The following is an 11,145-nucleotide window of genomic DNA, read 5'->3' as shown; positions in this document are numbered from 1 at the left end:
ACATGAGCGCAGACGGTCAGGGAAGACACCACTGGTTCGACGACGAGGCCGGCCCGGTCGTCCGTCCGTACGCCATGACCCGGGGCCGTACCACCAGTCCGGCCCAGCACCGTCTCGACCTGATCGCGGTGGTGGTCGCCGAGGACCGGGCGGACGATCCGGAGACGGACACCGCCCTGTCCCCGGAACACGTCGACATCGTCGGACTGTGCCGGGACGAACCCCAGTCGGTCGCCGAACTCGCCGCCGGCCTCGATCTGCCGATCGGAGTGGTACGGGTTCTCGTCGGAGACCTCGTCGACGCCGGATTCGTGCATGTCAACCGGCCCGTGCCGCCGGCCGAACTCCCGGACGAAAGCATTCTGCGCGACGTGATCGCCGGCCTCCGGGCGCTGTGACCGCCGTATCCCCCCATCCAGCACAGCCAGCACCGAGCAGGAGAGAAGACCGATGATCTTCGGGCGTTCCGAGCGTGGCAAGCCCCCGGTCGAACCCGTCACGCTCAAGATCCTGGTGGCCGGCGGCTTCGGCGTGGGCAAGACCACTCTGGTCGGCTCGGTCAGCGAGATCAGGCCCTTGCGCACCGAGGAACTGCTCACCGAGGCGGGCCGCCCGGTCGACGACCTCAGCGGCGTGGAGGGCAAGCACACCACCACCGTCGCCATGGACTTCGGCCGCATCACGCTCCGCGAGGGCCTGGTGCTCTACCTCTTCGGCACACCCGGCCAGGAGCGGTTCTGGTTCATGTGGGACGAACTGTCGGAGGGCGCCCTCGGCGCCGTGGTGCTCGCCGACACCCGCCGCCTGGAGGACTGCTTCGCCGCCATCGACTACTTCGAACGGCGCGCCATTCCCTTCGTGGTCGGCGTGAACTGCTTCGACGGCGCCCCCCGTTATCCGGTGGACGCCGTCCGCCGCGCCCTCGACCTGGACGAGGAGGTACCGATGGTCATGTGCGACGCCCGCGACCGGGAGTCGGTGAAGAGCGTCCTGATCGACGTCGTCCAGCACGCGATGGCGTCCACGGCCGACCGCCGCAGCACCGTCACCACCTGAGCTGATCCTCCGCCAGCCCGCGGCACTCACAAGGCGTCGACGTCGCCGACGACACCGGTCGGACACCCCGACCGCATACAACCGCTTCCGCGGCGGAACGCCGTCCAGATATGCAAGAGCCATGACACGACAGGCAAGAGACACCTGGGCGCGCCGGATGGTCACCACACTCGCCGCCCTGCTCGCCGTGACCACCGTCCCCGCCACCGCACACGCCGGCACCGAACCGCAGGCCCCCGCGGACTTCGTCGCCCTGAGCAGCGTCGCCCCGACGATCCTGGAGGAGATCCGCTACTCCACCCCGCACAACTTCGTCGGCGAGCCCATCGACGGTTACCGGCAGCCCCTGTGCATCCTCACCCGCTCCGCGGCCCAAGCCCTCGGCGAGGCCCAGGCCCGCCTGCTGCGCCAGGGCTACTCACTCAAGGTCTACGACTGCTACCGCCCGCAACGCGCCGTCGACCACTTCGTCCGCTGGGCCCAGGACCTCGACGACCAGGCGATGAAGGCGGAGTTCTATCCGAACGTCGACAAGACCCGGCTGTTCGCCGACGGTTACATCGCGGAGAAATCCGGCCACAGCCGCGGCTCCACGGTCGACCTCACCCTCGTGCGGCTCCCGGCGCGGCCGACCCGCCCCTACCAGCCCGGAGAGCCCCTGGTGCCCTGCACCGCTCCCCAGGCCGAACGCTTCCCCGACAACTCCGTCGACATGGGCACCGGTTTCGACTGCTTCGACACCCTCTCCCACACCGCCGACCCCCGCGTCCAGGGCACCCCGCGCGCCAACCGGACGCTGCTCAGGACCACCCTGGAAGACCTCGGTTTCGTCAACCTCGCCGAGGAGTGGTGGCACTACACCTTCAAGCCGGAGGCATACCCCGACACCTACTTCGACTTCCCGGTGTCCACGGCGTCCCTGACCGGCCGCCCCTGAACCGCCCACCGGAGACGACGATTCCGCCATCGGCTACAGTCCGCCGCGTGTCCGAAACTCCGACCTCCGTTCCCAACCCCGTACCGGGCTCGCACTGTTCGAGCTGCGGGACGCCCTACGGAGAGGGCGTCTCCGGCTGGCCCCGCACCTGCCCGGCCTGCGGCACCACGGCCTACCGCAACCCTCTGCCGGTCGCCGTCGCCCTCCAGCCCGTCTACGACACCCAGGGCACCGCCCTGGTCGTCATCACCCGGACCGTGTCTCCCACGCGCGGGGGCACGGCCCTGCCCGGCGGCTACGTCGACGACCGCGAGGACTGGCGGCAGGCCGTCGTCCGCGAACTCGAAGAAGAGACGGGCATCGACGCCGCGAGCCGCGACGTACGCCTCGTGGACGCCCTGAGCGCGCCCGACGGCCACCTGCTCCTGTTCGGCCTGCTCCCCGAGCGCCCGGTGGAGGGCCTCCCGCCCTCCACCGCCACGGACGAGACCGACGGCTGGCACCTCCTGCGCCGCCCCGGGGAACTCGCCTTCCCCTTGCACACCGTGGCCGCCCGAGCCTGGTTCGACGGCCGCTACGTCTGACCGCCCGCCCCACTCGAACACTCCCGACGCGCCACACCTGCCCGCCCACCCGGTGCGGACGCGTCCGCGCGTGGGGCACGGCCCCCGCAGTCATCGCGCCGGGCGCGGCTCCCGCGCCCTCGCGCGCGACGCGGCACGCCCACCACACCCGAACGCCCCGCCCCGCCCCAGCCAGCCCACGAACCGGAGCGCCCTCACCGCCCTGCCGCCCGAGCACGGCAGCCACGCCGTCCGACACGACGCGCCCCACCGCCTGCCCGACGCCCTCACACCGGGTCCCGCCCCGCTCGTCCGGCCCCGCCTCGCCCCCACACCGCAGCCCGCCCCGCCCCCACAACGGACCTCGATGCCCCACACCTGACCCCGACGCCCCCTACACCCGCCCCCGCCCCGCCCCAAGCCCACGCACCCGCACCGGATAGGGCGCGGGCGCCTCACCCGAGCCCCCCTCGCCCTCCCGCACGACGACCACCCGCTGCCCCCGCCACCGCGCGGCGTACCGCTCGGTCTCGGGCTCCGCCCAGCCGTCGCCCAGGTCCGGCACGACCAGCCCGCCCCCGGTCCGTCCCCGGCCCGGCGCCCACACCTCCAGCTCAAGTCCGCCGTCATCGCCGCGCACCGGAATCACCGCACCCGCGCGCGCGAACACCGGAATCCGCTCCAACGGGGCGTCGACCAGCACCTGCCCCGGCCCCTCGTACGCCCGCTCCGTCACCGTGTCGTACCACCGCCCCCGCGGCAGCCGCACCGCACGCCGGTCCGCCCCCGGATCGAGCACCGGCGCCACCAGCAGACAGTCCCCGAGCAGAAACGCGTCCTCGCAGTCCCGCAGCGCCCGGTCCTCCGGCGCCGACCACCACAGCGGCCGCGCATAAGGCGCCCCGGTACGCCGCGCCAGATGAGCCAGCATCATGAAGTACGGCAGCAGCCGCCGCCGCTCGACGAGCGCCACGCGCGCGTGCTCCAGCACCTCGCCCCCGAACTCCCAGGGCTCCCGGCGCCCCGCCCGCTCACCCGCGTGCGTCCGGAACAGCGGCAGATACGCCCCCAGCTGCAACCACCGCAGATACAGCTCAGGCGACGGACTCCCGTCCCGGCCCCCGATGTCCGGCCCGGAGTACGGCACCCCGCACAGCCCCAGCCCCAGCACCATCGCCAGCGACGCCCGCAGCCCCGGCCAGCCCGTGGCCACCTCGCCCGAGCAGGCACCGCCGTAGCGCTGCACGCCGGCCCACCCCGAGCGCGAGAGGACGAACGGCCGCTGCTCCGGCACCAGCTCGCGCAGCCCTTCGTAACCGGCCTGGGCCATGCACAGCGCGTACACGTTGTGCGCCTCCCGGTGGTCGCCGCCCCGCCCCTCCAGCCAGTGCCGGGCCGACCGCGGCAGCGTCGGCTCACCGAAGGCGGCGAACGACATCGGCTCGTTCATGTCGTGCCAGAACCCGGCGAAGCCCTGCCCCAGCCGCTCCTCGTACCGACCGCCCCACCACGCGCGTACGCGCGCGTGCGTGAAGTCCGGGAACACCGCGTCCCCCGGCCCCGCCACCCCCCGCACCACCTGGCCCCCGGCGTCCCGCACGAACGCGTCCTCGTCGACGCCACCGTCGTACACCGGATCACCGGGCTCGGCCGCCACCGCCGGACCGACGACCGACACCAGCCGGATCCCCTCCTGCCGCAACTCGTCGGCGAGCTGCGGCAGCTTCGGGAACCGTTCCTCGTCGACGCTGAACAACCGGTGACCGTCGTGGTGACCGAATCCCAGGTGCACGGCGTCCAACGGCAGCCCGCGCTCCCGGTACCCGGCGACGACCCGACGCACCTCCCGCTCGCCGCCGGACCCCGACCACGCGTGATGATGACCGAGCGCCCACGCGGGCGGCAGCGCGGGCGCCCCGGTCAGCGCCGCCCAGGCCAGCAGCACCCGCGCGGGCGTCCCCACCGACACCCAGCAGCGCAACGGCCCCCCGTCCATCCGCAGCACACTGGTGCCCGGCCGGTCGTGACCCGACCCGGCACCCTCCTCGCCCTCCCGCAGCACCACCGTGCCGTCCCACGAACTGTCGTAGAACACCAGGTGTGTCCCCGCGTCGGCCACCACCAGCTGCACCGGCATCGTCAGGGACGGCGGATCGTCCTGCGGACCGAAGGCCCTCCCCGGCCCGGTGTTCCACAGCCGGTACCGCCCGTCCCGCAGCCGAGGACCCGACGCCCGCCCCCCGAGCCCGAAGAACCGCGCGTCGGCGGCCACCTCCGCACGCTGCATCCACCGCGCCCGGCCGCCACCGGCCGGCTCCCACCACCGGGGCGGCAGATCCCGCCGCAGCGTGACCCCGCCCGGCGTCCGCACCTCGATCGCGCCGTGCCGCGACACGGCGACCGTGGCCCGCTCGGCCACCACCCGCCAGCCCCCGTCCTTGTCCGGCTCCAGCGCCGCCCGCGGATCGGGCTCGGGACACCGCCCGGCCAACGCGTACGAGGGTTCGGGACCGGCCCCGTCCCAGCCCCAGAAGACCGCCCCGTTCACCGCCACCAGGATCCGCAGCTCCGAGCGGTCGAACCGGATGACACCGCCCCCGGCACCCGGCTCCACCTCCCGCAGCAACCCGGGCACCCGTGCCCGCTCCGCCCCCCGCGGCTCCAGCCCCACCGCGTCGGAACGCCGCCTGCGCCACGCCGCCCGCACGGTCCGCAACCCCTGACCCGTCCCCACCGAACCGACCAACTTCACCGAACGCACCAGGTCACGACCGTCCATGCTGCTCACCCTGTCACCGACCGCCCCGCACACGGGCACCGTTCAACTTCCGTTCACCCGTGCCGGGCCCACATCTTCACGACACGGACCGCGCGGAGCACACTCTGGTGCAGAAGTCGATCACATGGCATCGTCCCTGTCAGCCGCCGCACAGCCCGGGAGCCGCCCCCATGACCACCGAGAATCCCCAGCCACAGCCTCTCTGGCAGCCCGACGCGCGACGCGTCGCCCGGGCCCGGATCACCGCGTTCCAGCGCTGGGCCGCCGACCACCACGGAGCCCCCGCCGACGGCGGCTACCCGGCCCTGCACCGCTGGTCCGTCGACGAGCCGGAGACCTTCTGGCAAGCCGTCACCGAGTGGTTCGACGTACGGTTCTCGGTCCCCTACGCGCGCGTACTGGGCGACCGCGCCATGCCCGGCGCCCAGTGGTTCCCCGGCGCGAAGCTGAACTACGCCGAACACGCCCTGCGCGCGGCGGCCGACCGCCCGGACGAACCCGCCCTCCTGTACGTCGACGAGAGCCACGACCCCCACCCGGTCACCTGGGCGGACCTGCGCCGCCAAGTCGGCTCCCTGGCCGCCGGACTCCGCGCCCTCGGCGTCCGCCCGGGCGACCGCGTCAGCGGCTACCTCCCCAACATCCCGCAGGCCGTCGTCGCGCTCCTCGCCTCCGCCGCCGTCGGCGCCGTCTGGACCTCCTGCGCTCCCGACTTCGGCGCCCGCAGCGTCCTGGACCGCTTCCAGCAGGTCGAACCCGTCGTCCTGTTCACCGTCGACGGCTACCGCTACGGGGGCAGGGAACACGACCGCCGGGACGTCGTCACGGAACTCCGCCGCGAACTGCCCGCCCTGCGCGCGGTGGTCCACATCCCGCTCCTGGGCACACCGGCCCCCGAAGGCGCGCTCGACTGGACATCCCTCACCTCCGCCGGCACCGACCCCGTCTTCGAACAGGTCCCCTTCGACCACCCCCTGTGGGTCCTGTACTCCTCCGGCACCACCGGCCTGCCCAAGGCCATCGTCCAGTCCCAGGGCGGCATCCTCGTCGAGCACCTCAAACAGCTCGGCCTCCACTGCGACCTGGGCCCCGAGGACCGCTTCTTCTGGTACACGTCGACCGGCTGGATGATGTGGAACTTCCTCGTCTCCGGCCTCCTCACCGGCACCACGATCGTCCTCTACGACGGCAGCCCCGGCTTCCCGGACACCGGCGCCCAGTGGGGCGTCGCCGAACGCACCGGCGCCACCCTCTTCGGCACCTCCGCCGCCTACGTCATGGCCTGCCGCAAAGCCGGCGTCCACCCCGCCCGCGACCACGACCTCTCCACCGTCCAGTGCGTCGCCACCACCGGCTCCCCCCTCCCGCCCGACGGCTTCCGCTGGCTCCACGACGAGGTCGGTGCCGACCTGTGGATCGCCTCCGTCAGCGGCGGCACCGACGTCTGCTCCTGCTTCGCCGGCGCCGTCCCCACCCTCCCCGTGTACATCGGCGAACTCCAGGCACCCGGCCTCGGCACCGACCTCCAGTCCTGGGACCCCGACGGCAACCCCCTCACCGACGAGGTCGGCGAGCTGGTCGTCACCGCCCCCATGCCGTCGATGCCGATCCGGTTCTGGAACGACCCCGACGGCAGCCGCTACCACGACAGCTACTTCGACACCTACCCCGGCGTCTGGCGGCACGGCGACTGGATCACCCTGACCTCACGGGGCTCCGTCGTCATCCACGGCCGCTCCGACTCCACCCTCAACCGGCAGGGCGTCCGCATGGGCTCGGCCGACATCTACGAGGCCGTCGAACGCCTCCCCGAAATCCGCGAGTCCCTCGTCATCGGCGTCGAACAGCCCGACGGCGGCTACTGGATGCCCCTCTTCGTCCACCTGGCCCCGCAAGCCACCCTCGACGAAGCGCTCCTCACCCGCATCAAGCAGACCATCCGCGCCCACCTCTCCCCCCGCCACGTCCCCGACGAGGTCATCGAGGTCCCCGGCATCCCCCACACCCTCACCGGCAAACGCATCGAGGTCCCGGTCAAACGCCTCCTCCAAGGAGCCCCCCTGGACAAGGCCGTCAACCCCGGCTCCGTCGACAACCTCGACCTCCTCCGCTTCTACGAGGAACTGGCCCGCTCCCGCAACCGCCCGTGACCCCCGCTGTCAGTGCCCCCGGTTACTGTGAGTGAGCATTGATCGACGTGCACCGACCGACCGCGTACTGGGGGAGACATGACGTACACCGACCGGACCGCCCGGCGCGTCCTGCGCCGCGAGATCGCCGGCACCATCGGCCTGCTCACCGACGAGCACGACTTCCGCGTCATGCGGCGCTACCGCACCTTCACCTTCGACGACCATCCCACCTACCTACGGCACGTCGAGGCGGTCCTGCGCACCCGGGCCGCCCAGGGCGCCCACACCACCATCGCCCTCTTCGACCCGGAGGAGTACGCCGCCTACTGCGCGGAGGCGGGCCTCGACCCCGACGCCCCCGGCAGCCGCACCCGCTTCACCGCCGAACTCGCCGCCACCGGCCTCACCGTCCCCTACGAGGGCCAGCCCCTCACCGACGTCGTCCCCACCCTCATCGACGAAGCCGTCCGGCAGGCCACCTGGGAGTACGCCGCCACCCTCCTGGCCCGCCTCGGCTCCTGCGCCTCCTGCGGCCAGGACCTCGGCCGAGCCGCCTACGACCGGGCCCGCGCCCTCATCACCCGCGTGATCACCACCGCCCCCGCGGGCCGGCGCCACCTCGTCTGCAGCGTCTCGACGGCCCCGGAGACCCTCCTCTCCGTCCTCCACGCGGACGACGACGAGGACGGCACCCCGCACCTCGACGAGGCCGAACTCCTGGAGTTCACCAGCGTCCTCGCCCTGGGCCTGGCCACCCACTGCCCCGGCGGCCTCGTCATCCGCACCAGCGCACCCGCCACCCCGGACCGCATCTACGGCTGGCGCCTGCGCGGCTACGGCCTCACCCCGCTCACCGCGGCGGAGGTCTTCGACGCCTACTGCACCGACGCCGAGTCCGGCGACCTCATCTCCCCGGAGTCCAACGTCGACTACTGCGACCCACCGGACCTCGGCGACGAGGACCCGGCCCCGGGACACCACCACTGAACACACCACCACTGAACACAGACTGAACGCAGGAGGGGCGCCCCACCACCGGTGGAGCGCCCCACGGAACACCTGCCTGTCCGTCCCCTACTCGCCGGACAGCACCGCCTGCGCGGCCTCACGCGCCTCCTCGGCGCTGTCCGCGGCCCGGGCGGCGGCAGCGGCCCGCTCGCACTGGGCGAGCGTGAACTTCGCCAGCATCGCACGCACATACGGGATCGAAGCCGCGCCCATGGAGAGCGAGGTGACCCCCAGACCGGTCAGCACACACGCCAGCAGCGGATCGGACGCGGCCTCCCCGCACACGCCGCAGCTCTTGCTCTCGGCCTTCGCCGCCTCGGCGGACAGCGCCACCAGATCGAGCAGCGCGGGCTGCCACGGGTCCTGGAGCCGGGACACCGCACCGACCTGCCGGTCGGCGGCGAAGGTGTACTGCGCGAGGTCGTTCGTCCCCAGCGACAGGAACTCGACCTCCTGCAGCACCGACCGGGCCCGCAGCGCGGCGGACGGAATCTCCACCATCGCGCCGAACTTCGCCCGCAGCCCGGCCGCCCGGCACGCGTCCGCGAACGCCTTGGCGTCGGCACGGTCGGCCACCATCGGCGCCATGACCTCCAGGTGGACGGGCAGCCCCTCGGCCGCCTTCGCCAGCGCCGTCAGCTGCGTACGCAGTACGTCCGGGTGGTCGAGCAGCGTCCGCAGCCCCCGCACGCCCAGCGCCGGGTTCGGCTCGTCGGCCGGGGTGAGGAAGGCCAGCGGCTTGTCCGCGCCCGCGTCCAGCACCCGCACGACGACCCGGCCCTCGGGGAACGCCTCCAGGACCTGCCGGTACGCCGAGACCTGCTTCTCCTCGTCCGGCGCGCTCTCACTGTCGTCGAGGAAGAGGAACTCGGTCCGGAACAGACCGACCCCCTCCGCCCCCGCCTCGACCGCGGCGGCCACGTCCGCAGGCCCCCCGATGTTGGCCAGCAGCGGCACCTTGTGCCCGTCGGAGGTGGCCCCGGGACCGGACGAGGCGGCCAGCGCGGCCTTGCGCTCGGCCGCCTGCGCCTCCAGCCGCGCCCGCTCCCGCGCACTCGGCTCGACGAAGATCTCGCCGCTGCTGCCGTCCACGGCGATCACCGTGCCCTCGGCCAGCTCGCCGGCGCCCGGCAGCGCCACCACGGCCGGCACCCCCAGCGCACGCGCCAGAATCGCGCTGTGGCTGGTCGGCCCCCCTTCCTCGGTGACGAAACCGAGGACGAGAGCGGGGTCCAGCAGCGCCGTGTCGGCCGGCGCCAGGTCCCGCGCGATGAGAACGTACGGCTCGTCGCTGTCCGGCACCCCCGGCATCGGCACCCCGAGCAGCCGGGCGACGATACGATTCCGCACATCATCGAGGTCGGCCACCCGCCCGGCGAGATACTCACCGGCGGCGGCCAGCAGCGCCCGGTACGCCGCGAAGGCGTCGTAGACCGCGCGTTCGGCCGTGCTCCCGACGGCGATCCGCCGCTCCACATCCGCCATGAGCTCAGGATCCTGGGCCATCATGGCCTGCGCCTCAAGCACGGCCTGGGCTTCGCCCCCGGCCAGATTGCCGCGCGCCATCAGATCGGCCGCCACCGCTTCCACGGCCTTGCGGGCCCGCCCCTGCTCGCGCTCGGCGTCCTCGGCCGGAATCTGTTTGGCCGGCGGCTCCAGCACCGCCGTGCCCATGTGCCGGACCTGGCCGATCGCCACGCCGTGACTGACGCCGACGCCTCGCAGCGTTGTCTCCATCTCACCCGTCTCCGATAGCGCGGCGGCCCCAGCCGCCGCGGTGTCTGTCCTACCAGCCGTCGTACAAAAGGTCACTGCCAGACGAAGAGGTCCTCCCCGACCCTGACTTCGCCGTCCTCACGGAGCTGGGAGAGGGACTCGGCCGTGGCCTCCAGCGCCACGACCGGGCACACCGGGGACTTGCCGGCCGCTTCGACGGCGGCCGGGCTCCAGCGCACGATCGCCTGTCCACGGGTGACGGTGTCGCCCTTGTTCACCAGCAGTTCGAAACCCTCCCCGTTGAGCTGCACGGTGTCGATACCGAGATGAGTCAGCACGCCGTGCCCGGTCTCGTCGACCACGACAAAGGCGTGCGGGTGCAGGGAGACGATCACCCCGTCCACGGGCGCGACCGCCTCCGACGGCTCACGTACGGGGTCGATCGCGGTGCCCGGGCCGACCATGGCCCCGGAGAAGACCGGATCCGGCACGGCGGCCAGTCCGATGGCGCGTCCTGCCATCGGGGACGTCACGGTGGTCATGGGGAGCCTCCAGGAGTGGGGATGGAGAGGGGCCGTCACTGTCTGTGCCGGACGGCACGTTGTGCAGCAGGGTATGACATAGGAAGTACCGGTTCCGCATGAGTGACCCGGCGGGAGGTCTAGACCTTAGCCGCCAACGATTTGCGCCCGTTCAGCGGGCCGATGTAGAGTCGTTACTCCTGCCCGAGGTTGAGGAACGCGAGCAAGTGTCCTCAGGTGGCAGACCCCAACTCATCAGATCCTCTTCTCGGATCCTCATCTGCATGCCCGTCAACGGGTGGTCAGAGGGACTGGAAAAGCCTGATAGTGTTGGAAACACCGAAGGGAAGCGCCCGGAGGAAAGCCTGAGAGAGTCTCTCGGGTGAGTACAAAGGAAGCGTCCGTTCCTTGAGAACTCAACAGCGTGCCAAAA

Annotated in this window: 9 protein-coding genes; 6 read left to right on the top strand and 3 right to left on the bottom strand. The window is 72.5% G+C overall.

Annotated elements, in window-relative coordinates:
• Positions 1 to 2: 2 nt before the first annotated feature.
• The 4 genes from ACZ3IG_RS23195 (at position 3) to ACZ3IG_RS23180 (ending at position 2,577) form a co-directional block, all read left to right on the top strand.
• Positions 3 to 398 carry a DUF742 domain-containing protein gene (locus ACZ3IG_RS23195; protein WP_467434389.1) on the top strand — a complete coding sequence of 132 codons (396 nt, stop codon included), beginning with the start codon at positions 3 to 5 and terminating at the stop codon, positions 396 to 398.
• A gap of 52 nt (positions 399 to 450) precedes the next feature.
• Positions 451 to 1,056 carry a GTP-binding protein gene (locus tag ACZ3IG_RS23190; protein WP_467434388.1) on the top strand — a complete coding sequence of 202 codons (606 nt, stop codon included), beginning with the start codon at positions 451 to 453 and terminating at the stop codon, positions 1,054 to 1,056.
• A 121-nt stretch (positions 1,057 to 1,177) separates the two neighbouring features.
• Positions 1,178 to 1,993: a M15 family metallopeptidase gene (locus ACZ3IG_RS23185; protein WP_467434387.1), complete on the top strand. Its 816-nt coding sequence runs from the start codon at positions 1,178 to 1,180 to the stop codon at positions 1,991 to 1,993.
• Between the two features lie 47 nt (positions 1,994 to 2,040).
• Entirely contained in the window at positions 2,041 to 2,577 is a 537-nt protein-coding gene (locus ACZ3IG_RS23180) for an NUDIX domain-containing protein (protein WP_467434385.1), read from the top strand.
• Positions 2,578 to 2,950: 373 nt separating this feature from the next.
• Here the strand turns inward: ACZ3IG_RS23180 and ACZ3IG_RS23175 are convergent, their stop codons facing one another.
• The gene (locus ACZ3IG_RS23175) at positions 2,951 to 5,335 is read right to left on the bottom strand and encodes a glycoside hydrolase family 31 protein (protein WP_467434384.1); all 2,385 of its coding nucleotides are present in this window, start codon (positions 5,333 to 5,335) and stop codon (positions 2,951 to 2,953) included.
• A gap of 170 nt (positions 5,336 to 5,505) precedes the next feature.
• On the opposite strand from ACZ3IG_RS23175, the gene ACZ3IG_RS23170 reads away from it, so the two are divergent.
• Positions 5,506 to 7,485 (top strand): acetoacetate--CoA ligase, encoded by a 1,980-nt coding sequence (locus ACZ3IG_RS23170; RefSeq protein WP_467434383.1) that lies wholly within the window; start codon positions 5,506 to 5,508, stop codon positions 7,483 to 7,485.
• A 78-nt stretch (positions 7,486 to 7,563) separates the two neighbouring features.
• Positions 7,564 to 8,454 carry a hypothetical protein gene (locus ACZ3IG_RS23165; RefSeq protein ID WP_467434381.1) on the top strand — a complete coding sequence of 297 codons (891 nt, stop codon included), beginning with the start codon at positions 7,564 to 7,566 and terminating at the stop codon, positions 8,452 to 8,454.
• Positions 8,455 to 8,541: 87 nt separating this feature from the next.
• Here the strand turns inward: ACZ3IG_RS23165 and ptsP are convergent, their stop codons facing one another.
• Positions 8,542 to 10,212 (bottom strand): phosphoenolpyruvate--protein phosphotransferase, encoded by a 1,671-nt coding sequence (gene ptsP / locus ACZ3IG_RS23160; RefSeq protein ID WP_467434379.1) that lies wholly within the window; start codon positions 10,210 to 10,212, stop codon positions 8,542 to 8,544.
• A 71-nt stretch (positions 10,213 to 10,283) separates the two neighbouring features.
• Positions 10,284 to 10,733, bottom strand: coding sequence for a PTS sugar transporter subunit IIA (locus ACZ3IG_RS23155; RefSeq protein ID WP_467434377.1), 450 nt, complete (start codon positions 10,731 to 10,733; stop codon positions 10,284 to 10,286).
• Between the last annotated feature and the right edge of the window lie 412 nt (positions 10,734 to 11,145).

Source organism: Streptomyces sp. NPDC016677 (genome assembly GCF_055562815.1).
Note: the sequence above shows the minus strand (reverse complement) of the source record. Positions and strands in the feature narration are given on the sequence as shown.